The 26,254-nt window shown below is 71.2% G+C and carries 24 protein-coding genes; 12 read left to right on the top strand and 12 right to left on the bottom strand.

The window, feature by feature from the left end; translation table 11 throughout:
• Window positions 1-218 precede the first annotated feature (218 nt).
• Window positions 219-1,049, top strand: coding sequence for an MBL fold metallo-hydrolase (locus OG226_RS23595; RefSeq protein ID WP_328680709.1), 831 nt, complete (start codon window positions 219-221; stop codon window positions 1,047-1,049).
• Here the strand turns inward: OG226_RS23595 and OG226_RS23590 are convergent.
• From OG226_RS23590 to OG226_RS23580, 3 genes are all read right to left on the bottom strand, one after another.
• A complete protein-coding gene (locus OG226_RS23590; RefSeq protein WP_328680707.1) occupies window positions 1,046-1,870 on the bottom strand; it encodes a nucleotidyltransferase domain-containing protein in 825 nt (274 codons plus the stop codon). The two genes, OG226_RS23595 and OG226_RS23590, sit on opposite strands and share 4 nt — an antisense overlap.
• Window positions 1,871-1,929: 59 nt before the next feature.
• Entirely contained in the window at window positions 1,930-2,973 is a 1,044-nt protein-coding gene (locus tag OG226_RS23585) for an outer membrane protein assembly factor BamB family protein (RefSeq protein ID WP_329349936.1), read from the bottom strand.
• Between the two features lie 73 nt (window positions 2,974-3,046).
• Window positions 3,047-3,721: a Crp/Fnr family transcriptional regulator gene (locus OG226_RS23580; RefSeq protein ID WP_019063754.1), complete on the bottom strand. Its 675-nt coding sequence runs from the start codon at window positions 3,719-3,721 to the stop codon at window positions 3,047-3,049.
• Between the two features lie 207 nt (window positions 3,722-3,928).
• Between OG226_RS23580 and nth the strand changes: the two genes are divergently transcribed.
• From nth to OG226_RS23565, 3 genes are all read left to right on the top strand, one after another.
• Entirely contained in the window at window positions 3,929-4,852 is a 924-nt protein-coding gene (gene nth / locus OG226_RS23575; RefSeq protein WP_443044780.1) for an endonuclease III, read from the top strand.
• 84 nt (window positions 4,853-4,936) lie between these two features.
• On the top strand, window positions 4,937-5,626 hold the full coding sequence (locus OG226_RS23570; protein WP_328680699.1) for an NUDIX hydrolase: 690 nt from the start codon (window positions 4,937-4,939) through the stop codon (window positions 5,624-5,626).
• A gap of 13 nt (window positions 5,627-5,639) precedes the next feature.
• Window positions 5,640-6,839, top strand: coding sequence for a MarP family serine protease (locus OG226_RS23565; RefSeq protein WP_328680697.1), 1,200 nt, complete (start codon window positions 5,640-5,642; stop codon window positions 6,837-6,839).
• Between the two features lie 12 nt (window positions 6,840-6,851).
• Here the strand turns inward: OG226_RS23565 and OG226_RS23560 are convergent, their stop codons facing one another.
• The 6 genes from OG226_RS23560 to OG226_RS23535 all read right to left on the bottom strand — a co-directional run bounded on the left by OG226_RS23560 (window position 6,852) and on the right by OG226_RS23535 (window position 15,021).
• Entirely contained in the window at window positions 6,852-7,031 is a 180-nt protein-coding gene (locus OG226_RS23560) for a hypothetical protein (protein ID WP_078623198.1), read from the bottom strand.
• Between the two features lie 182 nt (window positions 7,032-7,213).
• Window positions 7,214-8,164 carry an alpha/beta fold hydrolase gene (locus OG226_RS23555; protein WP_328680690.1) on the bottom strand — a complete coding sequence of 317 codons (951 nt, stop codon included), beginning with the start codon at window positions 8,162-8,164 and terminating at the stop codon, window positions 7,214-7,216.
• Window positions 8,161-8,646: a phage holin family protein gene (locus tag OG226_RS23550; RefSeq protein WP_328680688.1), complete on the bottom strand. Its 486-nt coding sequence runs from the start codon at window positions 8,644-8,646 to the stop codon at window positions 8,161-8,163. Before OG226_RS23550 ends, OG226_RS23555 begins: the two co-directional genes overlap by 4 nt.
• Before the next feature lie 43 nt (window positions 8,647-8,689).
• Window positions 8,690-10,126: a Na+/H+ antiporter NhaA gene (nhaA, locus tag OG226_RS23545; RefSeq protein WP_328680685.1), complete on the bottom strand. Its 1,437-nt coding sequence runs from the start codon at window positions 10,124-10,126 to the stop codon at window positions 8,690-8,692.
• 219 nt (window positions 10,127-10,345) lie between these two features.
• Complete coding sequence (acs, locus tag OG226_RS23540; RefSeq protein WP_329349935.1) at window positions 10,346-12,307, bottom strand: acetate--CoA ligase; 1,962 nt, start codon at window positions 12,305-12,307, stop codon at window positions 10,346-10,348.
• A gap of 167 nt (window positions 12,308-12,474) precedes the next feature.
• Window positions 12,475-15,021, bottom strand: coding sequence for a bifunctional SulP family inorganic anion transporter/carbonic anhydrase (locus OG226_RS23535; protein ID WP_329349934.1), 2,547 nt, complete (start codon window positions 15,019-15,021; stop codon window positions 12,475-12,477).
• A gap of 336 nt (window positions 15,022-15,357) precedes the next feature.
• Between OG226_RS23535 and OG226_RS23530 the strand changes: the two genes are divergently transcribed.
• Window positions 15,358-16,629 (top strand): hypothetical protein, encoded by a 1,272-nt coding sequence (locus tag OG226_RS23530; RefSeq protein WP_329349933.1) that lies wholly within the window; start codon window positions 15,358-15,360, stop codon window positions 16,627-16,629.
• 57 nt (window positions 16,630-16,686) lie between these two features.
• On the opposite strand, the gene OG226_RS23525 is transcribed toward OG226_RS23530, so the two are convergent.
• On the bottom strand, window positions 16,687-17,667 hold the full coding sequence (locus tag OG226_RS23525; RefSeq protein ID WP_328680677.1) for an ATP-binding protein: 981 nt from the start codon (window positions 17,665-17,667) through the stop codon (window positions 16,687-16,689).
• A 101-nt stretch (window positions 17,668-17,768) separates the two neighbouring features.
• Here OG226_RS23525 and OG226_RS23520 point away from each other — a divergent pair, with 101 nt between their 5' ends.
• On the top strand, window positions 17,769-18,593 hold the full coding sequence (locus tag OG226_RS23520; protein ID WP_329349932.1) for an oxidoreductase: 825 nt from the start codon (window positions 17,769-17,771) through the stop codon (window positions 18,591-18,593).
• Between the two features lie 41 nt (window positions 18,594-18,634).
• Here OG226_RS23520 and OG226_RS23515 read toward each other — a convergent pair whose 3' ends face one another.
• A complete protein-coding gene (locus OG226_RS23515) occupies window positions 18,635-18,799 on the bottom strand; it encodes a hypothetical protein (RefSeq protein WP_328680673.1) in 165 nt (54 codons plus the stop codon).
• Window positions 18,800-18,952: 153 nt separating this feature from the next.
• Window positions 18,953-19,786, bottom strand: coding sequence for an HAD family hydrolase (locus tag OG226_RS23510; RefSeq protein ID WP_328680671.1), 834 nt, complete (start codon window positions 19,784-19,786; stop codon window positions 18,953-18,955).
• A gap of 584 nt (window positions 19,787-20,370) precedes the next feature.
• Between OG226_RS23510 and ssd the strand changes: the two genes are divergently transcribed.
• From ssd to OG226_RS23480, 6 genes are all read left to right on the top strand, one after another.
• The gene (gene ssd, locus OG226_RS23505; RefSeq protein ID WP_329349931.1) at window positions 20,371-21,474 is read left to right on the top strand and encodes a septum site-determining protein Ssd; all 1,104 of its coding nucleotides are present in this window, start codon (window positions 20,371-20,373) and stop codon (window positions 21,472-21,474) included.
• A gap of 464 nt (window positions 21,475-21,938) precedes the next feature.
• Window positions 21,939-23,126, top strand: coding sequence for a TadA family conjugal transfer-associated ATPase (locus OG226_RS23500; RefSeq protein ID WP_329349930.1), 1,188 nt, complete (start codon window positions 21,939-21,941; stop codon window positions 23,124-23,126).
• A 384-nt stretch (window positions 23,127-23,510) separates the two neighbouring features.
• Window positions 23,511-24,371 carry a type II secretion system F family protein gene (locus OG226_RS23495; RefSeq protein WP_329349929.1) on the top strand — a complete coding sequence of 287 codons (861 nt, stop codon included), beginning with the start codon at window positions 23,511-23,513 and terminating at the stop codon, window positions 24,369-24,371.
• A gap of 363 nt (window positions 24,372-24,734) precedes the next feature.
• Window positions 24,735-25,547 (top strand): type II secretion system F family protein, encoded by an 813-nt coding sequence (locus OG226_RS23490; protein WP_329349928.1) that lies wholly within the window; start codon window positions 24,735-24,737, stop codon window positions 25,545-25,547.
• 83 nt (window positions 25,548-25,630) lie between these two features.
• Window positions 25,631-25,870: a DUF4244 domain-containing protein gene (locus tag OG226_RS23485; RefSeq protein ID WP_328680660.1), complete on the top strand. Its 240-nt coding sequence runs from the start codon at window positions 25,631-25,633 to the stop codon at window positions 25,868-25,870.
• Entirely contained in the window at window positions 25,857-26,234 is a 378-nt protein-coding gene (locus tag OG226_RS23480; protein WP_329349927.1) for a TadE family type IV pilus minor pilin, read from the top strand. Before OG226_RS23485 ends, OG226_RS23480 begins: the two co-directional genes overlap by 14 nt.
• Window positions 26,235-26,254: the final 20 nt, after the last annotated feature.

The following is a 26,254-nucleotide window of genomic DNA, read 5'->3' as shown; positions in this document are numbered from 1 at the left end:
TCGCGCATGGCCGTCCCGAGGGAAGGTGTCCTCCGTGTGACGGGTTCGAAGGGGAACGCCCTCTGTGCGGCTGCGGCTGCCCCGGGGAAGGCCACGTTCCGCGTGGCCGGCCCATGCGACCAGCCCGGCAAGGGCCACCCTCCGCCCACCCGCCCCGCCGAAACCCACCCCTACATGACCGCCCAGCCAACCCCCCGCCCCACGGAAGGCGCCCCCGTATGACCGACGCAGTCGCCCTCCCCGGTCAGCCACGTGGCGGGGTGTTCACCGGGCCCGCCACCGCTCGGGCCGTCAACGTGCTCGCGCCCAACGCGTCTGCGATGACGCTGGACGGGACGAATACGTGGATCGTCGCGGAGCCGGACTCGGAGTTGGCCGTGGTGATCGATCCCGGGCCGTTGGACGAGGGGCATCTGCGGAATGTCGTCGACACGGCGGAGAAGGCGGGGAAGCGGGTCGCGCTGACCCTGTTGACGCACGGGCACCCCGATCACGCCGAAGGTGCCGTGCGGTTCGCCGAGCTGACGGACACCAAGGTGCGCGCGCTGGATCCGGCGTTGCGGCTCGGGGACGAGGGGCTCGCCGCCGGGAACGTGATCCGGGTCGGCGGGCTGGAGTTGGTCGTCGTGTCGACGCCCGGGCACACCGGGGACAGCCTGTGCTTCCATCTCCCGGCCGATCAGGCCGTCCTGACCGGAGACACCATCCTCGGGCGCGGTACGACCGTCGTGGCGCATCCTGACGGCCGCCTGGGGGACTACCTGGACTCGCTGCGGCGGCTGCGGTCCCTGACCGTCGACGACGGCGTCCACACCGTCCTGCCGGGTCACGGGCCCGTCCTGGAGGACGCCCAGGGTGCCGTCGAGTTCTATCTCGCCCACCGCGCCCACCGGCTCGCCCAGATCGAGACGGCCGTCGAGAACGGCTACCGGAGCCCGTCCGAGGTCGTCGCCCACGTGTACGCGGACGTCGACCGTTCCCTGTGGCCGGCGGCGGAACTGTCCGTACGGGCCCAGTTGGACTACCTCACGGAACACGGCCTCATCTAGTCAGCGGGGCGTGACGCCTTCACGCCGTGCACGCGCGCGTACTCCCCGGCCAGCCACGGGCCCAGGTCGTCGACGTACGACCGTAGGACGCTCGCGTCGCCCGGCGGGTCGTATCCGGACTCCGCCGCCTCGCGCAGGGCCTCCGCCCGCTCCGGGTAGTACGCGGCGAACGCCTCTGCCATCTCCCGCAGGTCGCTGGTCCAGCCGTTCCAGCGGGGCATGACCAGGGTGAAGCCGGTGCGGACCAGGTGGCGGGACATGAAGCGGACCAGGGGCCGGCGGGCCTCGTCCGTGTCCTCGGCCGTGGCGATGCGTTCGCGCCAGCGGGGCAGCAGCAGCCCCAGGTCGCCGTTCGTCTCCCGGGCCAGCCGCGCGTCGGGGCGGTAGCGGGGCAGGTCCTCGGCCAGGTCCTCGCCGAGCAGCGGGGTGCACAGGCACGCCACGAACCACCCCAGGTCGTACGTCTCCGGCTCGCTCAGCAGCCGTGCCCGGCCGTAGAGCAGCGTGCCGACGCCGTCGATCTCCGGGAACTCCTTGTCGAGCGCCTCGCCGAGGTTCCGGACCCCGGAGCGGTCCTCCTCGGTCGGCTCCCGCCGGGTCACCACGAGCAGGTCCAGATCGCTGCGCCCCACGCGCGCGGTGCCGCGCGGGATCGACCCGTAGAGGTACGCGCTGTTGAGGCGTCCCCCGTAGAGGTCGATCAGCCGGTCACGCGCGGCGGCGACGACCGGGCGGAAGGCGGGCGGGACAAGCACCAAGGAGCCCTCGCGCTCGATGTATCCCTGGGCGTCGAGCCCTCTGTGGGGAACGGTTCCGGCCATGGGATCACTGTGCCGGGAGACGGGTCCCCAGGGAGGGCTTTTCCGGCCGTCGGGCGGGGTCATCTCCAGCGGAACACCCGTAACCCGTGGCTGTAGTCGCCGGCCTCGCAGCCCACCGCGACCAGGTCGCCGGACGCCGCTACGAGCGAGTCGAACGCCGTGCCCGGCAGCCTGCGCCGGGCCACCACCCTGCCGTCGGCGGGGTCGAGCACGCTCAGGCGGCCGCCGTACTCGTGCACGACCAGCAGCCGGCCCCGGTGGGCGAAGACGCCGTCCTGGTACGTCTCCTTGCCGTGCCACTCCCACAGGAACTCGCCGGAGGAGACGGAGTACGCCCCGAGCCGGTTGCCCCGGTCGAGCTCGGCCCTGTCCTTGGGGACCAGACCGACCACCAGGACGTCACCGGCCACGGCGACCTGTTCGCCGAACCTCTCGTACCCCTCCGGGAGGACCAGTGTCACGGCGCCCGTCCCGTCGTCGCCCAGGACCAGGAGGCTGTGCCCGCCGCGCACACCGCGCGTCCTCAGGGAGGCCACGAAGGGGCGGGCGCTGATGACGGACGCGCTCTCCACGCGCGGGTCGGTGAGTTCGTGTTTCCAACGGACCTCGCCCGTGTCCACGTCGAGGGCGCGCATCACCGGCCGCGTCTCCCAGTCCTTCCAGGACTCCCCGGCCGTCGCGAGAAGACCCCCGCCGAGGGCGACCTTGGACGGTATGTGCCCCAGCTGGGCCGCGTCCTGCTTCCGGCGTCGTACGACCTCGCCCGTGCCGATCGCCAGCGAGGTGAGGCCGACGCGTTTCACGTCCCGGCGGGCGACTTCGTAGTGCATGACCACCCCCACGCCGTCCTCGGCGTCGGCGGACACCAGCCCGACGACCTGGTCGCCGGGCGGTCGCCAGGTCCACAGGGGATCGCCCGTGGTGGCCCGGAACGCCTGAACGCCGTCGACGCGGGCGATGACGACGGTGTCGTCCGTCAGCCACAGGCCCAGCGGCTTTCCGCCGAGGTCGCCCTTCTCGTCGGGCGTTCTCCACAGCCGGCGCGCCGATCTTCGCCACCAGGAGTGTTTCCAGGCCGAATCCGACGCCTTGTCCTCGTACATCCCCACCCCTGGCGATACGCGAAGGGCCCCGCCGTACGAGCAGGGCCCTTCGAAGTCGTACGAAACGCTGTGACTAGCGCGAGCGCTTCGCCAGCCGCTCCACGTCCAGCAGGATCACCGCACGGGCCTCCAGGCGCAGCCAGCCGCGCCCCGCGAAGTCCGCCAGTGCCTTGTTGACCGTCTCGCGGGACGCGCCGACCAGCTGGGCCAGCTCCTCCTGCGTGAGGTCGTGCACCACGTGGATGCCCTCCTCCGACTGCACACCGAAGCGGCGGGAGAGGTCCAGCAGGGCGCGGGCCACGCGGCCGGGGACGTCCGAGAAGACCAGGTCGGACATCGCGTCGTTGGTCTTGCGCAGTCGGCGGGCGACCGCGCGCAGCAGCGCGGAGGCCACCTCGGGGCGGGCGCTCAGCCAGGGCTGGAGGTCGCCGTGGCCGAGGCCGAGCAGCTTGACCTCGGTCAGCGCGCTGGCGGTCGCCGTACGCGGGCCCGGGTCGAACAGCGACAGCTCGCCGATCAGCTCGCCGGGGCCGAGGACGGCCAGCATGTTCTCGCGGCCGTCCGGGGAGGTGCGGTGCAGCTTCACCTTGCCCTCGGTGACCACGTAGAGCCGGTCGCCGGGGTCGCCCTCGTGAAAGAGGGAGTCCCCGCGCGCGAGGGTCACCTCACTCATGGAGGCGCGCAGCTCCGCGGCCTGATCGTCATCGAGCGCCGCGAAGAGCGGGGCGCGCCGCAGAACGTCGTCCACGAGTTCTCTCCTTGTCGACCTGCTCAGGGGATGGTGCTCCCCCTTGGTACCAGGGGACCGTGCTCCCCATTTTGCTGGACCGTCCAAACAGTGTGATCTGTCACAAGGATGCCGCACTGGTGTCCCGAGGTAAGCGGCAGGGGTCCAATTGGGGGCTGATCTTCGGGGTCCGGGGCGGATGTCAGTGGTGGGCTCTAGGCTGGCCGGGTGTCCAAATCGCCGGTGAGAGCACAGGCCAAGGGGGCTGGGCGGATGGTTGTACCTCGTGATTCCGCTGTGGGCGAACAGGGCCCTGACGGCGGCAAGGGTGGCGGCAGGAAAGCGACAAAGGGGGCAAAAGTGATGGCCGGCGTGAAGAGCGAATCGCACACCGCCCTCGTCCGTCGTGCCCGCCGGATCAATCGCGAACTGGCCGAGATCTATCCGTACGCCCACCCGGAACTCGACTTCGAGAACCCCTTCCAGCTCGTGGTCGCCACGGTCCTGTCGGCGCAGACCACCGACCTGAGGGTCAATCAGACGACGCCGGCCCTGTTCGCCAAGTACCCGACCCCCGAGGACCTGGCCGTCGCCGACCCGGAGGCGGTCGAGGAGATCCTCCGTCCGACCGGGTTCTTCCGGGCCAAGACCAAGTCGGTGATAGGGCTCTCCAAGGCCCTGGTGGCGGACTTCGGCGGCGAGGTGCCCGGACGGCTCGAAGATCTCGTGAAGCTGCCCGGTGTGGGCCGCAAGACCGCCTTCGTGGTGCTCGGCAACGCCTTCGGGCGGCCCGGCATCACCGTGGACACGCACTTCCAGCGGCTCGTACGGCGCTGGAAGTGGACCGAGGCGACCGAGCCCGACAAGATCGAGGCCGCCGTGGGAGCGCTCTTCCCGAAGAGCGACTGGACGATGCTCTCGCACCACGTGATCTTCCACGGCCGCCGGATCTGCCACGCCCGCAAGCCCGCCTGCGGCGCCTGCTCCATCGCCCCGCTCTGCCCGGCGTACGGCGAGGGCGAGACCGACCCGGAGAAGGCGAAGAAGCTGCTCAAGTACGAGAAGGGCGGCTATCCGGGCCAGCGCCTCAACCCGCCGCAGGCCTATCTGGACGCGGGCGGCGAACCGGCGCCGCCGCTGGGCTCGGCGTGACGGGAATCGGTGTGGCATCGGGGGCCGGATGACGGAACGATCTCGGAGGTATCGGGCGTTGATCAGTGGGAACGGGGGTGGGGGATGACACGCGCGAGCAATACCCAGGGTGCGGTGCTCAGCAAGGACGGGCTGCCGGGCTGGCTCGATCCGGTGGTGCACGCCGTGGAGACGGTCGAGCCGCTCCAGTTGAGCCGGTTCCTGCCGCCGGAGGACGGGGCGGGGCGGCAGTCGGCGGTGCTGATCCTCTTCGGGGAGGGCGATCAGGGGCCCGAGCTGCTGCTCATGGAGCGGTCGAGTTCGCTCCGGTCGCATGCGGGGCAGCCGTCGTTCCCCGGTGGCGCCCTCGACCCCGAGGACGGTGATCCGACGGGCGACGGGCCCTTGCGGGCCGCTCTCCGCGAGGCCGAGGAGGAGACCGGGCTCGACCCTGCCGGGGTGCAGCTCTTCGGGGTGCTGCCCAAGCTGTACATCCCGGTGAGCGGCTTCGTGGTGACGCCGGTGCTGGGCTGGTGGCGCGAGCCGACACCGGTGGGCGTGGTCGACCCGAACGAGACGGCACGCGTGTTCACGGTCCCCGTGGCGGATCTCACGGATCCGGCCAACAGGGTCACCGTCACGCACCCCAGCGGCTTCCTGGGTCCGGCATTTCTGGTCGAATCGGCCCTCGTCTGGGGCTTCACCGCCGGAGTCATCGACCGCCTCCTGCACTACTCCGGTTGGGAGCGGCCGTGGGACCGTGAGAAGCAGGTCCCCCTCGACTGGCGGTCATGACAAGGTGTCCGTCGTGAATGTGCTGGACATCCTGCTGTTGGTCGCCGCCGTGTGGTTCGCGATCGTGGGCTATCGCCAGGGGTTCGTCGTCGGCATCCTGTCGGTGATCGGGTTCCTGGGCGGCGGTCTCGTCGCCGTCTACACGCTGCCCGTGATCTGGGACGCGCTGACCGAGAAGTCGGAGGTCAGCACCACCGCGGCCGTCGTCGCGGTCATCATCGTCATCGTCTGCGCCTCCGTCGGCCAGGCCCTGACCACCCACCTGGGCAACAAGCTGCGCCGGTACATCACCTGGTCCCCGGCCCGCGCCCTGGACGCGACCGGCGGCGCCCTCGTGAACGTCCTCGCGATGCTCCTGGTCGCCTGGCTGATCGGCTCCGCGCTGGCCGGCACCACCCTGCCGACGCTCGGCAAGGAGGTCCGCAGCTCCAAGGTGCTCCTGGGGGTCTCCCGGGCGCTGCCCTCGCAGGCCGACACCTGGTTCGCGGACTTCTCCTCGGTCCTCGCGCAGAACGGTTTCCCGCAGGTCTTCAGCCCCTTCGCGAACGAGCCGATCAACGACGTCCAGCCGCCCGACCCGGCCCTCGCCTCCAGCGCGGTCGCCACCCGCGCCCAGCAGTCCATCGTCAAGGTCATGGGTACCGCCCAGAGTTGCGGCAAGGTCCTGGAGGGCAGCGGCTTCGTCTTCGGCGACCGCCGCGTCATGACCAACGCGCACGTCGTCGGCGGCGTCGACGAACCCACCGTCCAGATAGGCGGCCAGGGCCGCAAGTACGACGCCAAGGTCGTCCTCTACGACTGGCACCGCGACATCGCCGTACTCGACGTACCGGACCTGAAGGCGCACTCCCTGCAGTTCGCGACCAAGGACGCCACCAGCGGCAACAGCGCGATCGTCGCCGGCTTCCCGGAGAACGGGTCGTACGACGTCCGTGCTGCACGCGTGCGTGGCCGCATCACGGCCAACGGCCCGGACATCTACCACCGCGGCACGGTCCGCCGCGACGTGTACTCGCTCTACGCGACCGTCCGCCAGGGCAACTCGGGCGGTCCGCTGCTCACGCCCGAGGGCAAGGTGTACGGCGTGGTCTTCGCGAAGTCCCTCGACGACCCCGACACCGGGTACGCGCTCACCGCGGACGAGATCCAGCCGGACATCGTCAAGGGGCGTACCGCGAACGAGCAGGTGGACAGCGACAGTTGCGCGCTGTAGGAGGTGGGTGCGTCAGCCTCGGGGATGACGCAGCCGTACCGAGACCCAGCGGGCCCGGCGGCGCAGAATGCGCGGGATCCCCACCCTGAGGTCTGTGCCCTGGAGTTGCGGGGCGCCCCGTTGGTGGGAGCTCAGACCGTGGTCCGAGCGGCGATTGCGTGCTGCGTCACTGTAGTCGTGCGTCCAGCCCATACCCCGACGTCTGCCCCTGCCCCAAGGTCGATAACCACCCCTTGGGGCCCCAATTGGCCTATGCGCGAGGCAAGTAGCCGTTCGTAGTACAGGTGTTCAGGTCCGGACACCGGGTGCGGTGGATCGGCCACGGGCCGGTCATCGATGGGTGATCGACGGGTCATCAGTCGGTCGGCGGCCGGTCAGCGGTCGGGTTCGGGATCCTGCAGCCAGTTGACCAGTTCGGTCGAGAAGGCCACCGGGTCCTCCTCGTGCGGGAAGTGCCCGAGACCGTCGAACAGCCGCCAGCGGTACGGCGCTTCGACGTACTCCCCGGACCCCGCCGCGCTGCGGGTGCGCAGCACCGGGTCGAGGGAGCCGTGCAGATGCAGCGTCGGCACCCGCACCGGCCGCTTCATGCGCCGGTTGAACTGGATGCCGTCCGGGCGGGCCATCGACCGCACCATCCAGCGGTACGGCTCGATCGAGCAGTGCGCGGTCGACGGGATCAGCATCGCCCGCCGGTACGCCTCGACCGCCTCGTCGTCGGGCAGGCTCGCGCCGGACCAGTCGCGGATCAGGGTGCCCACCAACTCGGCGTCCTCGGCGAGGAGTTGCCGCTCGGGGAGCCAGGGACGCTGGAAGCCCCAGATGTAGGAACTCGCGGTCGACTGCCTGACGTCGGAGAGCATCGCGGAGCGCCAGCGCCGGGGGTGCGGCATCGAGGAGACGGCGAGCCGGCGCACCAGCTTGGGGCGCATCGCGGCCGCCGTCCACGCCAGATAGCCGCCCAGGTCGTGGCCGACCAGCGCGGCGTCCGGCTCGCCGAGCGAGCGGATCACGCCGGTGACGTCGAGGGCGAGGTTGGCGGGGTCGTAGCCGCGCGGGGTGCGGTCGCTGCCGCCGACGCCCCGCAGGTCCATGGCGACGGCCCGGAACCCGGCGTCGGCCAGCGCGCCGAGCTGGTGCCGCCAGGTCCACCAGAACTGGGGGAAGCCGTGCAGCAGCAGCACCAGCGGTCCGTCGCCCACCTCCGCGATGTGGAAGCGGGCGCCGTTGGCCGCGACATCCCGGTGGGTCACCTCGCGCCCGCCGGGAATGTCGAGCCGTACGACCGAAGCAGGTTGCGCCCAGGGATTGGCGGGGTCCGTCATGAGGACGAGCGTGCCACAGCCTCGATGGCTTCGGGGACACGGTCCTCGATCGCCGCGCGGGGATGCGGCTTGGCGTTGCCCAGGACGCCCGCGGTCTCCTTCACCGAAGCGGCCACCTTCTGCGGGCCCTTGCTCTTCGCGGCCTTCTTGAAGAAGAGCACGCCCACCAGCACGAGGACGACCGCGATCAGCACGTTCGCCGCGAAGGAGAGCAGGAAGCAGAGGGCCATGTTCCAGCCGCTCCAGGTGCGAATGCCGTACGCCAGCGCGAAGTTGAGCATCGGCAGGGAGAACAGCAGGACCACCGCGGCGACCGTGAACGCGCCGCCGCCCGCGACCCCGCGCTTGACGTCCTGCTTGAGCTGCGCCTTCGCCAGCGCGATCTCGTCGTGCACCAGCGCGGACATCTCGGTCGTCGCCGAGGCGAACAACTGGCCGATGCTGCGTTCGGCGCCGACCGGGCTGCCGTCGGGTGCGCTCATCGCGTACTCCCTCATCTGCATGTGTTTGTACCGTCTGGTCAGATCATGCCGGACCGTCGTCGTCCTCGCCTGCCCCGCCCGCCACTTCGGCAAGCCCGCGTCGCTCGGCGGCCTTCACCTCGGCGAGCCTGCGGTGCTCGGCGGCCTTGCGCTCGTGGATCTCCGCCATGCGCAGGTGGTACGACGGCTCGTCCTGCTCGTAGATGTCGGGGATGCCGTCGAGGTCCTCGTCGCGCTCCTCGTCCTCGTAGATCCTGCGGTACCTGGCGTTGCGCAGCTTGAGCAACACGGTCGCGCCGAGGGCCGCGACGACGGAGCCGACGAGGACGGCAGCCTTGACCTCGTCGGTGAGTACCTGGTCGCCGTCGAACGCGAGTTCCCCGATGAGCAGCGACACGGTGAAGCCGATGCCGGCCAGCGAGGCGACCGCGAACACGTCCGGCCAGGCGAGGTCGTCGCTGAGCGAGGCCCGGGTGAAACGGGCCGTCAGCCAGGTCCCGCCGAAGATCCCGACCGCCTTGCCGACGACCAGTCCGAGGACCACGCCGAGCGTCTCGGGCTTCGTGAACACGTCCCCCAGCGCGCCGCCCGAGATGGCGACCCCGGCGCTGAACAGCGCGAACAGCGGCACCGCGAGGCCCGCCGACAGGGGTCGTACGAGATGTTCGACGTGCTCGCCGGGGGAGTGCTTCTCGTCCTCGCGGGTGGTGCAACGCAGCATCAGGCCCATCGCCACACCGGCGATCGTCGCGTGGACGCCGCTGTTGTACATCAGCGCCCAGATCACGAGCGCGAGCGGGACGTAGACGTACCAGCCGCGCACGCCCCTGCGCAGCAGCAGCCAGAAGACGGCCAGGCCGATGGCGGCCCCGCCGAGCGCCACGAAGTCGATCCGGGCGGTGAAGAAGACCGCGATGATCAGGATCGCGAAGAGGTCGTCGACGACGGCGAGGGTGAGCAGGAAGGCGCGCAGGGCGCTCGGCAGGGAGGTGCCGATGACCGCGAGGACGGCGAGCGCGAAGGCGATGTCGGTGGCCGTGGGTACCGCCCAGCCCTGGAGGGAGCCGCCGCCGGTGAGGCTCGTGAGGGTGTACACGAGTGCCGGTACGGCCATCCCGCACAGGGCCGCCACGACGGGCAGAGCGGCGGCCTTGGGGTCGCGCAGGTCGCCGGCGACGAGTTCGCGCTTGAGCTCGATGCCGGCGACGAAGAAGAAGACGGCGAGGAGGCCGTCGGCGGCCCAGTGGGCGACCGAGAGGTGCAGGCCGAGGGCGCCGGGGCCGAAGTGGTAGTGGCTGACGCTCTCGTAGCTGTCGTGCAGCGCCGGGACGTTGGCCCAGATCAGCGCGGTGACCGCGGCGATCAGGAGGAGGACACCGCCGACGGTCTCGGTGCGCAGCGCGTCCGCGACGAAGTTCCGCTCGGGCAGGGACAGCCGTCCGAGCACTTTGCGGGCGGTGGTGGGGCGGGGCGCGGTCACGGGGAGACCTCCGGTCGGTGGGCAGCGCGGAGCACTTGCCGACCAGACTTCCCGGCACACCTAGACGATCTTGGCGCGTTCTTGACGCTCCGCATACCTTACCCAGGGTGCGGCGGGATGCGTCCGGCGCGTTTCACGGTAGGCGCAAAAAGGGCGCCCGGCATGTTCGCCGCCGGGCGCCCTTCGTCGTCGTATGCGCAGGTCAGTCCGCTGTCCTGGTCAGTCCTCGCTCGACGCGGCCGGGAGCTTGTCCTGGATCAGGGTCATGACGGTGGAGTCGGTCAGGGTGGTGACGTCTCCCAGCTGCCGGTTCTCCGCCACGTCCCGCAGCAGGCGGCGCATGATCTTGCCGGAGCGGGTCTTCGGCAGCTCGGCCACCGGGAGGACCCGCTTGGGCTTGGCGATCGGGCCGAGGACGGTGCCGACGTGGTTGCGCAGGTCGGCGACGAGGTTCTCGTCCTCGGCGTTCGCCGTGCCGCGCAGGATCACGAAGGCGACGATCGCCTGCCCGGTCGTCTCGTCCGCCGCGCCGACCACGGCCGCCTCGGCGACCGCGGGGTGGGAGACGAGCGCCGACTCGACCTCGGTGGTGGAGATGTTGTGCCCGGACACGAGCATCACGTCGTCCACGCGGCCGAGCAGCCAGATGTCGCCGTCGTCGTCCTTCTTCGCGCCGTCACCGGCGAAGTACCTGCCAGGGAACCGCGACCAGTACGTGTCGAGGAACCGCTGGTCGTCGCCCCAGATGGTGCGCAGCATCGACGGCCACGGCTCGGTCAGGACCAGGTAACCGCCGCCGCCGTTCGGGACCTCGTTGGCCTCGTCGTCGACGACCGTCGCGGAGATGCCGGGCAGCGGGGTCTGCGCGGAACCGGGCTTGGTCGCGGTCACGCCCGGCAGCGGCGAGATCATCATCGCGCCGGTCTCGGTCTGCCACCAGGTGTCCACGATCGGCGTCCTGTCGGCGCCGATGTGCTTGCGGTACCAGATCCACGCCTCGGGGTTGATCGGCTCGCCGACGGACCCCAGGATGCGCAGGCTGCTGAGGTCGAACTTCGCGGGGATGTCGTCGCCCCACTTCATGAACGTACGGATCGCGGTCGGCGCCGTGTACAGGATCGTCACCCCGTACTTCTGGACGATCTCCCAGAAGCGGCCCTGGTGCGGGGTGTCGGGGGTGCCCTCGTACATGACCTGGGTCGCGCCGTTCGCCAGCGGGCCGTAGACGATGTACGAGTGCCCGGTGACCCAGCCGACGTCGGCCGTGCACCAGTAGACGTCGGTCTCCGGCTTGAGGTCGAAGACCGCGTGGTGGGTGTACGCGGCCTGGGTGAGGTAGCCGCCGGAGGTGTGCAGGATGCCCTTGGGCTTACCCGTAGTACCGGAGGTGTAGAGGATGAACAGCGGCTGCTCCGCCTCGAACGCCTCGGGCGTGTGCTCCGCCGACTGCCGCTCGACGATCTCGTGCCACCACACGTCCCGCTCGTCGTTCCACGCGACGTCCTGGCCCGTACGGCGGACCACGAGCACGTGCTCGACGCCGCTGTCCGCGCGGTCGACGGCGTCGTCCACGGCCGGCTTCAGGGCGGAGGGCTTGCCGCGCCGCCAGCCGCCGTCCGTGGTGATGACGACCTTGGCGTCCGCGTCCTGGATGCGGGTCGCGAGCGCGTCCGCCGAGAAACCGCCGAACACCACCGAGTGCGCGGCGCCGATGCGCGCGCAGGCCAGCATCGCGACCGCGGTCTCCGGGATCATCGGCATGTAGACGGCGACCCGGTCGCCCTTCTGAACTCCCAGCTCCAGCAGGGCGTTCGCGGCCTTGGAGACCTCGTCCTTCAGCTCCGCGTAGGTGATCGCGCGGCTGTCGCCGGGCTCGCCCTCGAAGTGGATGGCGACGCGATCGCCGTTGCCCGCCTCGACGTGCCGGTCCACGCAGTTGTACGCCACGTTGAGCGTGCCGTCCTTGAACCACTTGGCGAACGGCGGGTTCGACCAGTCCAGCGTCTCGCTCGGCTCCTTCGCCCAGCTCAGGCGGCGGGCCTGCGCGGCCCAGAAGCCGAGCCGGTCAGCCTTGGCCTGCTCATACGCCTCCGCCGTGACATTGGCGTTCGCCGCCAGGTCGGCGGGGGGTGCGAACCTGCGCTCCTCGCGCAACAGGTTGGCCAGGCTTTCGTTGCTCACGGCATCTGCCTTTCCCGGGGTGTCCGTTGTGTCCCGGGCCAGCTCATCAGACCCGGGGGTCCGATGACAAGGGTCGCCGAAATATTGGTTTAGACCTGTCATCGGACCCGCTGGGCGATGCGCGTGACGGGGTTCGTTCGTACCCACGGACGCCGGGTGAACAAGGTTCAGGCCGACAGATCCGCCACCCCCACCCCGTCGAACACGTCGTCCCCCTCCTCCCCGGTCAGCAAGTACGCCTGCGCCTCACCGACATGGAAGTACATCCCGTGCAGCTCCAACGCCCCCTCCCGCAACGCCCGAGCCACCGACTCGTGCCCCCGCAGATGCTCCAACTGCTGCACCACATTGGTCAGACACAACTGCTCTACGGCGTCTGCCGGTGCCCTCCCGGTCAACCGCGCCCAGGGCCGGCCGTCGTCGGCCATCCGCTCCAGGCTCGGCAGCCCGTGCCGCAACCACCGCTTGAGCGGCGTCTGCGCGCCCCCGGGCTCGGAGTTGAGCAGCGCCTGCATGGCCCCGCACCCGGAGTGCCCGCACACCGTGATCGATCTCACGCGCAGCACGTCCACCGCGTACTCGATCGCGGCGGCCACCGAGTCGTCCCCGCTCTCCTCGCCCGGCGGCGGCACGAGGTTGCCCACGTTCCGCACGACGAACAGGTCGCCGGGACCACTTGAGGTGATCATCGACGTCACCAGCCGCGAGTCGGCACAGGTCAGGAAGAGCTGCGAGGGCCGCTGCCCTTCCCTGGCCAGCCGGGCCAGCTCGCCTCGCACGAGCGGGGCGGTGTTGCGCTGGAACGCGCTGATGCCACGGGCCAGTTGGTGACCGCCGGGGCCGGTGTCCTTGCCGGTGCCGGGGTGGGTGTCCGTGCCGGTGCCTGCGTCGCCCGGTGTGGCGGCACCGGGTGCGGGACGGTCCGTGGGCTCGCCCGGGTGTCCGCCCGGCGGGGCGGACCGCGGGTGGTCGCACTGGTGGTTGCGCCAGGGCGTCCAGGGGTGGCAGCGGCAGGCGGTCGACGTCGTCGGCGCACCGGCCGGAGCGTCGGCCGTGGTGCGGGCCGGAGGCGTGGTGAGGACGGGAGCCCCGGTCGTCGTGCCGGCCGGGGTGTCGGCCGGTGTCGCTTCGTCCCCGGTGCGGCCCGGCTCGGTGGCGCGAACTGCCGTACGCCGCCCGGTCAGTTCGGCGGAGCCTCCGCGCGCGGTGTGCGCGTTCTGCCAGTCCTGCAGTGACTCGTACGCCGCGTGGTCCATGAACGAACCGTCCAACTCCACGACGGCGTGGGTGCCTTGGGGTACGAGATGCAGGATGCGGCTGAGCCGCGGCACCGCGAGGAACGTCAACTGCCCCCGGACGTGTACGTGATGGACCCCTTCCTTCTCGTCGTGCGTGATGCGGGTGTGGGCAAGGCGGTTGAGGGCGACGGCGACAGCCACGGTGACCCCGAGGAGCACGCCCTCCAGGACGCCGAGGAAGACCACGCCGAGGGTGGTGACGGCGTAGACCAGGACTTCGCGGTGGCGGGTCACCGTGCGGATGTGGTGCAGGGACACCATCTGGATGCCGACGGCCATCACGAGTGCGGCGAGCGAAGCGAGGGGAATCAGCTCCAGCACCGGGACCATCAGCAGCGCGGCTACCACTACGAGAACGCCGTGCAGCATCGTGGAGTTCCGGCTCACAGCACCGGCTTGCACATTTGCCGAACTCCGTACGGCCACACCCGCGACCGGCAGTCCGCCGAGTGCGCCGGAGACGATGTTCGCGGCGCCCTGGCCCAGCAGTTCGCGGTTCAGGTCGGAGCGGCCGACGCGGGCGGAGAGCCCGGGCTGCCCGGCGATCAGCTTGTCCACGGCGACGGCGCCGAGCAGCGACTGCACGCTGCACACCAGGGTGGTGGTGAGCACGGCGGCGGCGATCCCGAGCACCGGCCCCTCGGGGAGTCCGGCCAGCGCGTGACTGCTCCAGGACGGCAGGTCGACCTTGGCCAGGCTCAGCCCGGCGAGGGAGGCGGTGAGGGTGGCCCCGGCGACGGCGACGAGCGCGACCGGGATCTTGCGCATCAGGTGCCCGAGCCGGCCGGGGACACGCGGCCACAGCAGCAGGAGGGCCAGCGTCAGCACGCTCATCGCCACGTCGGCGGGGTGCAGGTCGGCCAACTGGGCGGGCAGGGCGCGGAGGTTGGCGAGGACCGAGCTCTGCGGGGTGCCGCCGAGGACGATGTGCAGCTGGGCGACGGCGATGGTGACACCGATGCCGGCGAGCATGCCGTGCACGATCGCGGGGCTGACGGCGAGCGCGGTGCGGGCCACGCGCACGCAGCCCAGGGCGAGTTGGGCCAGGCCCGCGAGGACGGTGACCGCGCAGGTCGTACGCCATCCGTAACGGTGGATCAGGTCGGCGGTGACCACGGTGAGTCCGGCGGCCGGGCCGCTGACCTGGAGGGGGCAGCCGCCGAGCAGACCGGCGACGAGTCCGCCCGCGGCGGCGGCGACCAGGCCGGCCTGCAGGGGTGCGCCGGTGGCGAGGGCGATGCCGAGGGACAGGGGGAGGGCGATCAGGAAGACCGCGATGGAGGCCGACACATCGGCGCCGGCGACACGGAACCGGCGGCGCGGGGGCGGTGGCGGGCTGTGCGGTGGGTGGACGCGCTTCGTCCGATGCGCGTTCGCGTTCGAGTCGGTGGCGCGGGTGGGTACGCAGGCTGACATGTCTTCCCGTCTCCTCCGGGGCAGCGCGGTCGCGGAACTGGTGGTCCCCGTCGATGGCGGGGGTCGGTCGCGGCCGTGGGGTCACGGCGTGCAGCGGCGGGATATCTCAACGCTCGGTAAATGGATCGTAATGCAGAGTAAAGGTCAAGCATAGGGTTTACGAGCAAATGGGCTAATAAGTCACTATAGAGAGTGAATTGAGAATTTCATCGGCTTGTCGTACTAATCCCACCTTCGGCCCCATGCGACCTTGGCGGCGCTGCCGGGATTCCCGGCACATCACCAGAAAACGCCCTGACCGGCGTCGGTCCGAACGAAGGAAGAAGGTGGGCGGACATGGCCGCCACCCAGAGGATCACCGCGGGCGCCGTGATCGCCGCGGCCTGTGCCGCGTCGCTCGCCGGTTGCGCGATCGGTGACAACGGTTCCCCGCAGGGAGCGCACGGTCCGCACAAGGCGGCGCCCGCCCCGGCACCCAAGAGCGGAGTCCGGCTGATCGGGGACGGCTCCACGTCGTACACCGGGGCGCAGCCGCATCTGCCCAGACCCGAGCGGCTCAAGCCCGGCCAGAAGCCCCCGCAGTTCGTGGTCTTCTCCTTCGACGGCGCCGGCGAGGACAGCCAGAAGCTCTTCTCCCACTTCCGCAAGGTCTCCAAGGCCAACCACGCGAACATGACGTACTTCCTCAGCGGCGTGTACATGCTGCCGGAGGACAAGCGCGACCTCTACAAGCCCCCGGAGCACTCGCCGGGCAGCTCGGACATCGGCTTCAACGACGAGCAGGGCATCGCCGACACCGTGAAGCAGCTGCGCCTGGCGTGGCTGGAGGGCAACGAGATCGGCACCCACTTCAACGGTCACTTCTGCGGCAAGAACGGCGGGGTCGGCGAGTGGTCGGTCGCCGAGTGGAAGAGCGAGATCGCCCAGGCGAAGCAGTTCGTGAAGACCTGGAAGACCAACTCCGGGATGAAGAAGGCGTCTTCACTGCCCTTCGACTACGACAAGGAACTCGTCGGCGCCCGCACGCCCTGCCTGGAGGGCCAGGCCAACTTCATGAAGGCAGCCGGCCAGTTGGGCTTCCGATACGACACCAGCGGGGTCAACGACCAGATCTGGCCCAAGAAGAAGGAGGGGCTGTGGGACCTGTCCATGCAGCTCGTCCCCTTCCCCGGCCACACCTACGAGCAGCTGACCATGGACTACAACTTCATGGTCAACCAGTCCGGCACGCAGACCCAGGGCGACCCCGACAAGTTCGACCAGTGGGGCGACGAGATGCGTGACGGCCTCCTCAAGGGCTTCGACCGCGCCTACGACGGAAACCGCGCGCCCCTGGTCATCGGCAACCACTTCGAGTCCTGGAACGGCGGCACCTACATGCGTGCCCTCGACGAGGTCATCGAGAAGGTCTGCAACAAGTCCGAGGTGCGCTGCGTCTCCTTCCGGCAGCTGTCCGACTGGCTGGACGCCCAGGACCCGCAGACTCTGGCCAAGCTGCGCACCCTGAACGTCGGCGAGGCACCGAAGCCGGGCTGGACGTCCTTCCTGACCGGCCGCCCCGCCCCGGCCCCGAAGGGCGTCCCCGGGGCGCCGGCGGTCAAGCAGTAGGCGCTACCGGTCAAGCGGTGAGCGGTAGTTCGGGGAGAGCGCGCTTCACGCAGCGCTTCACGCGGTGGCGGTGACGCTCTCGTCGAGCACGAACCCGGGGTCGACCTGCGCAGCCAGGTCGGCCCCGGTGCGCTCGTTGCCCCAGCTCTGCGCGTTCTTCAGGTGGAAGTGCACCGTCTGCCGTGTGTAGCGCTCCCAGTCCCGCAGTTCGTACGTCGCGTCGGCGGCGATCTCCAGCAGGCGCAGGGCGCGGCGGTTGGCGTCCTCCAGGAGCTCGAACCGGGGCGGCCGGCCCTTCTCCATGGCGCGCACCCAGTCCGAGTGCCCCACCGTCACGAGCAGGTCGTCCCCGACCTCGGCGCGGAGGAAGTCGAGGTCGTCCTGGTCCCGCACCTTGTTGCCGACGACCTTCAGGACGACCCCGAAGTCACGGGCGTACTCCTTGTACTGGCGATAGACGGAGACCCCCTTCCGGGTCGGCTCGGCCACCAGGAACGTGATGTCGAAGCGGGTGAACATGCCGGAGGCGAAGGAGTCCGAGCCCGCCGTCATGTCCACCACGACGAACTCGTCGCGCCCGTCCACCAGGTGATTCAGGCACAGCTCCACCGCTCCCGTCTTGGAGTGGTAGCAGGAGACCCCCAGGTCGGCGTCGGTGAAGGGGCCCGTGACCATCAAACGGACGGCGCCGCCGTCGAGTTCCACCGGTCGCGCGCAGGCGTCGTAGACGGGATTGTTCTCGCGCACCCGCAGCAGTCGTGAACCCTCGCCGGGAGGAGTGGTCTTGATCATCGTGTCGGCGGAGGCGATGCGCGGGTTGGTGCCGCGCAAGTAGTCCTTGATCAGGGGGAGGTGCTCGCCGAGTGCGGGCAGTGCGGCGGCCTCGGACTCGTCCAGGCCGAGGGCGGGGCCCAGGTGCTGGTTGATGTCCGCGTCGACGGCGACGACCGGTTGGGCGGTGGCCGCGAGGTGGCGGACGAACAGGGAGGACAGGGTGGTCTTCCCGCTGCCGCCCTTCCCGACGAAAGCAATTTTCATGTTCACGAAGCGTAGTCGCGGTGTAGCTGTGTGTGGCAGGTGTGCGTGAAGAAGACCACTCAATCGTGGGGCGCGCCCCTGGGATGGCTACTGTCGTACTCATGAGTACGACAGGTGCGACCGCCGATCCGCTCGCGGCCCTGGGCACGCTGCCCGGAGTGGCCGAGTCCGTCGAGTCCATGCGCAAGGCCGTGGACCGCGTCTACGGGCACCGCGTCATGCGGCGCCGCAGCAACGAGCTCACCGCCGAGGCGGCACTGCGCGGCGCGCGGGGCTCGGCGGCGCTGTCCGGGGCCGACTGGGCACTCGAAGAGGTGCGCCGGCGTACCGACTTCAGTGGTGACGCGGAGGCCCGCACGATGGGCGCGGCCCTCCGGCTGTCCTCCGAGGCGGGCCAACTGCTGTCCATCTGGCGGCAGTCGCCCCTCCGGGTGCTCGCCCGGCTGCACCTGGTGGCGGCCGCGAGCAACGAGGACGCGATCGGCCGGCCACGACAGCAGGGCGAGCCGGTCGACGAGCCGCTCGTCGAACTGCCGTTGCCGGGCGCGGCCGAGGTGTCCGGGCGCCTGGACGGACTCGCGGACCTGGTCATCGCGGGCGGCTCGGCACCGGCGCTGGTGACCGCGGCCGTCGTGCACGGCGAACTGCTCGCCCTGCGCCCCTTCACCTCCCGCAACGGCCTGGTCGCGCGCACGGCCGAGCGGATCGTCCTCATCGGCAGCGGCCTCGATCCGAAGTCCGTGTGCCCGGCGGAGGTCGGCCACGCCGAACTGGGGCGCGCGGCCTATCTGGCGGCGCTGGACGGTTACGTGTCGGGCACCCCGGAGGGCATGGCCGCCTGGATCGCGCACTGCGGCAGGGCGGTCGAGCTGGGGGCACGCGAGTCGACGGCGGTGTGCGAGGCGCTTCAGCGCGGGGCCGCTTAGTAGCGAGCGCCAATATGAAAAAGGCCCCTACTGGGGGGCCGTTACAGAGGTGCGGCGGTACGAGGATTCGTACCGCCGCTGGCATGTTCCACCGGGTTACCAAGCGTCCTCGAAATATTGCCCATCAGGTCGGGAACGTTGCCCGTCACCTGGTGCGGCTGGCCCGTAATCGACGGGTCGACGTCGCGTGGGTGCTCGATGGTCATGCGCGGTCCGTGGGGCCAAATGCGGTAATAAGGTGATCCTTTCGGATGTCCTTGGTCTCGCGGGCCGTTGAATCCTTTGTACTCCAGCCCTGGGGGAAGCGGAACCCCTGGTCGCGGTTCTTTACTTTTACGTTCAAAGGGTTACCAACCGGCTTAAACGGTCACCGCTTTGCGTCGGTTCGCGTACCAGACGAGCCCCGCCGTCGCCGCCGCGGCACCCACGGCCGCCGCCACGACCAGCGCCGGGCGGGGCGGCACGGAGAGCACGGGCAGTCGCTGCTTGAGCCGGACCGGGCGGTTGAAGTCCAGAATCGGCCACCCGCGCGCGAGTGCCTCGCGGCGCAGCGCGCGGTCCGGGTTCACGGCGTGGGGGTGGCCCACGGACTCCAGCATCGGCACATCGGTCGCCGAGTCGCTGTAGGCGTAGCAGCGGTCGAGGTCGTACCCCTCGGACTGCGCCAGCTCCCTGATCGCCTCGGCCTTCGTCGGACCGTACGCGTAGTACTCCACCTCGCCCGTGAAGCAGCCGTCGTCGCCCACGACCATGCGGGTCGCCACCACCCGGTCCGCGCCCAGGAGTTCACCGATCGGCTCGACCACCTCGGCGCCCGACGTGGACACGATCACCACGTCCCGGCCGGCGGTGTGGTGCTCCTCGATGAGGGAGGCCGCCTCGTCGTAGATGATCGGGTCGATCAGGTCGTGCAGCGTCTCCGCGACGATCTCCTTGACCTGTTGGACGTTCCAGCCGCGACAGAGTGCGGACAGGTACTTCCGCATCCGCTCCATCTGGTCGTGGTCGGCGCCGCCGGCGAGGAAGACGAACTGCGCATAGGCGGTTCGCAGCGCGGCCCTACGGTTGATCAGTCCGCCTTGGTAGAAGGACTTGCCGAAGGTGAGCGTGCTCGACTTCGCAATGACCGTCTTGTCCAGGTCAAAGAAGGCTGCTGTGCGGGGCAAGGAGTGGTTTTCCACAACCCAGAGCATAGGCGCAGCCCATTCGGCGTAAGGTGAGGCGCGTGGGTTTGCCTGAGAGGCCTCTCGGGTACACCATGGAAGTCACGGATCGTTCGCGACCGTGCTAACGCGGTCCGGCTCCTCCCCCCCCGAGTCGGCCGTGAAGGCGACCCCCACTCTCCCCCCCGGTGGGGGTCGTCGCATGTCCGGACGCGTTTTCCTCCCTGTACGTGGTCGTGAGGCCAACCCGAGGCGGCTGAGGCCGCCTCTTTTTCATGCCCAGAACTCGTCACCGTGCGTAGCTGCCGGACTGCGCTGTGGAACTCGTACAGAGGTGAGTACAGGGGTCACCGGTATGGGTGAAGGCGATATTCACAGGCCCTGAGTTGTCCACAGTTTTCGACCAAGATCCACACGATTTCCGCGATGCCCGCACCGTGATTCCAACGCGTCCTCGCTCGCGGCGAGTTCATGGCCCGTTCCGTTTGTCGGACGCGTTTGGCCGGTTTCTGTCGGCCATGCATATGGAGGGCCGGTCGCCGGTTCTCCACACCTTTGGAAATCGCGGGGCCGCAGGGGTGACGCGAGAGACACAGCGATGGGGGATGGAAAACATGGCCGGAACCGTCACACACGATCCGCCGCACGCCGCCGGCGGGCGACAGGGCGGACCGCTAATCGTCACCGAGGACGCCGAACTCCTCGACGACCTGCTGCGCCTGTGCGCGGCGGCCGGTGCGACACCCGAGGTCCACCACGGGGTGCCGGAGCGCCAGGGCGGCTGGGAGACGGCGCCGCTCGTCCTGGTCGGCGACGACGCGGCCCGCCGGGTTCGCGGGGCCGCCCGACGGCGCGGGGTGGTGCTGGTCGGCCGGGACCAGGACGACTCCGGGGTCTGGCGGCGTGCCGTCGAGATCGGCGCCGACCACGTCCTGATGTTGCCCGACGGCGAACAGTGGCTGGTCGACCGCATCGCGGACGTGGCCGAGGGAGTCGGCCGCCCCGCGCTCACCGTGGGCGTCATCGGCGGCCGCGGTGGGGCCGGAGCGTCCACGCTCGCGTGCGCCCTCGCCGTCACCTCCGCGCGTGAGGGTCTGCGCACGCTCCTGGTGGACGCGGATCCGCTGGGCGGCGGACTCGACGTACTCCTCGGCGGTGAGACGGCGGAGGGCCTGCGCTGGCCCGCGTTCGCCGCCTCGCGCGGCAGGGTCGGCGGCGGTGCCCTGGAGGAGTCCCTCCCCGAACTCCACTCGCTCCGAGTGCTCAGTTGGGACCGCGGCGACTGCGTCGCGATCCCGCCCCAGGCGGTGCGGGCGGTGCTCGCCGCGGCCCGACGGCGCGGCGGCACGGTCGTGGTCGACCTGCCCCGCCGCATCGACGACGGGGTCGCCGAAGCCCTCGCCCAACTCGACGTCGGCCTCCTCGTGGTCCCCGCCGAACTCCGCGCCGTCGCGGCGGCCGGACGGGTCGCGTCCGCCGTCGGCATGGTCCTGCGCGACCTCCGCGTGGCGGTACGCGGGCCCTACGCCCCCGGCCTCGACGACCGTGAGGTGGCCCGACTCCTCGGCCTGCCGCTGGCCGGCGAAGTGCCGGTCGAATCAGGGCTGTTGCGGCCGCACGAGAGCAAGTCGCCGCCGGGGACGGCGGGGAGGGGGCCGTTGGCGCGGTTCTGCCGGGAGTTCCTGGAGCGGGCGTTGGTCGAGGTGGGTGGCGTATGAGGCAGCTGGTGCGGAGTGCGGGGAACTCCGAGAGGGGTGGTGCGGCGGGGGTTCGGGGGAGCGAGGTGCGTCGGTCGGCGGGGATGGGCCGTTCGGTGGATGCGTCGAGGGGCGCGGCTTCGGGAGACGGAGGTTCGGCGGGTGTCCCGGGGAGCGGGGCGGTCGGGGTTGAACGGGTGCGGGGCTCGGTGGGTGCTTCGGGGCGGTGGGCTTCGGGTGGGGGCGGGGTGGACGGATCCGCCGGGGTCGGTCGGGCACGGGGCTCGGCGGGGGATTCGGGTGAGGTCGAGGTGAGTGGGGCGATCGGGCGTGAGCGGGTGCGGGATTCGGTGGGGGCTTCGGGGCGGTGGGCTTCGAATGAGGTCGGGGCGAGTGGGGCCGTCGGGGTCGATCGGGTGCGGGGCTCGGTGGGTGCTTCGGGGCGCTGGGCTTCGCGTGACGGCGGGCCGAGTGGCGGGGCGGGGATGCCCGTCGGACTGCTCGACGGTGTGCGGCGGTGGCTGGCCGAGAGCGGGGGTGAGCCGACGCCCGCGCGGGTGGCGCAGGCGTTGCGGGAGCAGGGCCGGGTGCTGGGGGATGCCGAAGTGCTGGGCGCCGCCGAGCAGTTGCGGTCCGAGCTGGTGGGCAGCGGTCCGCTGGAGTCCCTGCTGGCCGACCCCTCCGTGACCGACGTCCTGGTGTCGGCCCCGGACCGGGTCTGGGTCGACCGGGGCGGCGGCCTGGAGCTGACCGCCGTCTCCTTCCCGGACGCGGCAGCCGTACGACGCCTCGCGCAGCGCCTCGCCGCGGTGGCCGGACGGCGACTGGACGACGCCCGCCCCTGGGCCGACGCCCGGCTGCCCGACGGGACGCGCCTGCACGCCGTACTGCCCCCGGTCGCCGTCGGTTGCACCTGCCTGTCGCTGCGGGTTGTACGACCGCGCGCTTTCACGCTGGACGAGTTGGTCACGGCGGGCACGGTGCCGCCGGGCGGGGACCGCATCCTGCGGGCGTTGATCGAGGCGCGGCTTTCGTTCCTGATCAGCGGCGGGACCGGCAGCGGCAAGACGACGTTGCTGAGCGCTCTGCTCGGGCTCGTCGGACCGGGTGAGCGGATCGTGCTGGCGGAGGACTCGGCGGAGTTGAAGCCGGACCATCCGCACGTCGTACGGCTGGAGAGCCGACCCGCCAACCAGGAGGGCGCCGGGCTCGTCACGCTCCAGGACCTGGTCCGTCAGGCACTCCGGATGCGGCCGGACCGGCTGGTTGTCGGTGAGGTGCGAGGGCCTGAGGTCGTTCATTTGCTCGCGGCCCTCAATACGGGCCACGAGGGCGGCTGCGGGACCGTCCACGCGAACGCGGCGGCCGATGTGCCGGCCCGCCTGGAGGCCCTGGGTACGGCCGCCGGCCTCGACCGGGCGGCGCTGCACAGCCAGTTGGCGGCGGCCTTGTCGGTGGTCCTGCATCTCGTGCGGGACCGGGCGGGGCGGCGACGGATCGCCGAGGTCCATGTCCTGGAGCGGGATCCATCGGGGTTGGTGCGGACGGTGCCGGCGTTGCGATGGGGGGTGGAGGCGTTCGCGTACGAGCGGGGGTGGGAGCGGTTGCGGGAGTTGATTCGGGGTGGGGGTGACGGGGGTTGGGGCGAGGTGCGGAAGGGCCGACGGGAGTGAGTGGTCGTGGGTATCGGTGGGGCGGATTGCCGGCGGGCGGCCGGGCGGGAGTCGGGGCGGTGACGGGTGTGCGGGTGGGGCGGGCCGTCGGCGTGACGCAACCGTCACGGGTGTCGTGCCGGTCGGCCGGTGGGTGGGCCTGAGCGGTGAGTTGGAGGCGTGCGAGGGGCGGGCGCTGGGCGGTGGGAGTGGTCATGAGCTCCGCGTGGGACGGGCGGTAGGTGGGCCGGAGTGGTCATGAGCTCCGCGTGGGACGGGCGGTAGGTGGGCCGGAGTGGTCATGAGCTCCGCGTGGGACGAGCGGCAAGTGGGTCGGAGTGGTGATGGGCGTGGGTGCGGGACGGGTCGCGGTGACGGTGAGCGGGAGCGGTGGTGGGTGTGGTGATGGGTGACGTGTCGGTCGGGGCGGTCGCGGTGTGCGTCGGGGGACTGGTCTGGTTGACGGGTGGGCGGCGATCCGGGGCTCGACGGGCCGAGTTGCTGTTTGCGGGCGGTGGGGGCGTGGGCGTTGCGCCGCCCTCGTGGGAGCGGGTCGTGGGTGAACTTCGGCGGGTCCGGAGGCGGTTGCGGGGCGAGTGGTGGGCGCTGGGTGTCGGGCTCGTGCTGGCGGTGTTGGGGGCCTCGGTCATTCCGGTTGTCGCGGGGGCGGCCGGGGTGCCGTTGCTGCGGCGGGTGCGGTTGGCCGGGGAGGCGCGGCGGGCGGCGGAGTTGTGCGGAGACGCGGTGATCGCGCTGTGCTCGGCGCTGGCCGGGGAGGTGCGGGCTGGGCGGCAGCCGGGGGAGGCGTTGCTGCGGGCGGCGAGTGACTCCGGTGGGCTCGGCGAGGCGCAGGCCGGGGTGTTGGCGGCGGCGCGGTTCGGCGGGGATGTGCCGGCTGCGCTCACCTCGGCGGCGCGACAGCCGGGCGCGGAGGGGCTGTTGGGGCTGGCCGCGTGCTGGCGGGTCGCCGTGGATCAGGGGGCCGGGCTCGCGGCGGGACTGGACCGGCTCGAAGGGGCGTTGCGTGCCGACCGGGACCAACGGGCCGATCTCCGAGCCCAGTTGGCGGGAGCGCGGGCCACCGCGGTGATGCTCGCCGGGTTGCCGGTGCTCGGGTTGTTGCTGGGCGCGGCGATGGGTGCGGATCCGTTGCGGGTGTTGCTGCACAGCGGGGCGGGGTTGGGGTGCCTGGTGGTCGGGGGGTTGTTGGAGGGCTTGGGGTTGTGGTGGGCGCTGCGGATTGTGCGGGGGGTGGAGGCGGCGTGAGCGGGGGTGGGGGTTGCCGTTGCCGGGTTGGGGGTGGGTGGTTTCGATTGTGTGCGGGGTGCGGGTGGGTGGGGGCTGGTCGCGCCCGCGCGGCGGAGCCGCATATCGATACAGCACCGCGCCCCTAACGGCATCGGGGTTCGCGGGGTGAGGGGTGTGGGTGGGCGGGCCCTCGCGGTGGAGCCCGCATGCCCCCGATACAGCCGCACGCCCCTCCCGCGCCCCCAGAGACATCGGGGTGGGCGGGGTGTCGGGGGATCGCCTGGTCGTCGCGGGGGCTGAGGGGATCCGGTGCTCGGTGAGGGACCGGAGCGAAGTCGGCGTGGAAGCGGATGTTGGCCGGAGTCGGAGAGAGGAGGCGGCGTGAGTGCGGAAGTTGTCCACAGGCTGGGGGTCGTTTTGGGGGCGGTGTCGGTCATGGGGTGGTTGGTGCGGTGGCTGGACGGGGTGCGGTGTGAGCGGAGGGCGCGGCGGCGGCTGGCCGGGCTGCTGCTCCGGGAAGTTCGGGAAGTTCGGGAGGCTCGGGAAGTGGCTTCTGCCGGGCGGCGGTTCGAGGCTCGGGACGTTGCGCGGAGGTGGTTGCCCGCGGTGGGTGTGGTGGGGGCCGGGTGGGTGTTGGTCGGTGGGTCCGTCGGGGTTGTGGTGGGTGCTGTCGTCGCCGTCGGGCTGTGGCAGTGGCGGCGTCGGCAGGTGGCCGGCGATGCCGTCGCCGAGCGCGATGCCGCCACCGCCGCCCGCCAACTCCCGCTCGCTGCCGATCTGCTGGCCGCGTGCATCGCCGCCGGAGCCTCGCCGGTGATCGCCTCCCAGGCAGTGGGAGAGGCCCTCTCAGGGCCCTTGGGGGACCGGCTGGCGCGTGCGGCGGCGGAGGTGCGGCTCGGTGGTGAACCGGCCGATGCCTGGCGGAGGTTGGCCTCGCTTCCGGGTGCCGGCCCGCTGGCCCGGCTGCTCGAACGGGCCGACGAGTCGGGGCTCCCCGCCGCCGGACCGGTCGCACGGCTCGCGGCGGAGGCCCGTGCCGACTGGATCCGCACCACGACGGCACGGGCCCGCCGGGCGGCCGTCCTGATCACCGCACCGGTGGGGCTGTGCTTCCTGCCCGCGTTCATCGCGGTCGGAGTGCTGCCCGTGGTGATCGGGCTCGCGGGCGGGGCGGTGGGAGGGGGTGGCGGCTGACGGGAGGAGCGAGCGGTGACCGACGTATGACGAAGAACGGCCTATCGAGCAAGTGAACTGACAGGAACCACACGGGGGTTGAGATGTACAAGGCAGTGCAGGCAATGCAGGCAGTAGCGGTCCGGGCCGTGCGAGCGGTGCGGGTACGGGTGCGGATGGGTGGCTCGGTGCGCGGGGATGCCGGGATGGCCACGGCCGAGTACGCGATGGGGCTGGTCGCGGCCGTGGCGTTCGCGGTGGTGCTCTACAAGGTGGTGACCAGCGGGGCGGTCAGCGCGGAGTTGCAGGACATCGTGAAGCGGGCCCTCGATGCGAAGGTGTGAACGGCGGGGCGGGGACGCGGGGTTCGTGACGGCGGAGGCGGCCGTGGTGCTGCCCGTGCTGGTGATGTTCGCGATGGCGCTGGTGTGGGGGCTGTTGGTGATGGCCGCGCAGATCCAGTGCGTGGACGCGGCCCGCTCCGGCGCCCGGGCCGCGGCTCGGCAGGACCCGGCCGACGCGGTCGTCCGGGTGGTCCGGGACACGGCCCCGCGTGGTGCGAAGGTCACCGTTGGCCGAGAGGGCGACCAGGTCCACGTCGTCGTGGTCGCGAAACCGCCGGTGCTCAGCGGGCTGCCCTTCGAAGTGCGGGAGGAGGCCGTGGCGTTGGCGGAGGAGACGGTGGGCGAGGGGAGGGCGGGACCATGAGGTGTCGTGTTCGGGCCGCT

Source organism: Streptomyces sp. NBC_01261, assembly GCF_036226385.1.
Classification (GTDB): domain Bacteria; phylum Actinomycetota; class Actinomycetes; order Streptomycetales; family Streptomycetaceae; genus Streptomyces.
This window is presented reverse-complemented; position numbering and strand designations above follow the sequence as displayed.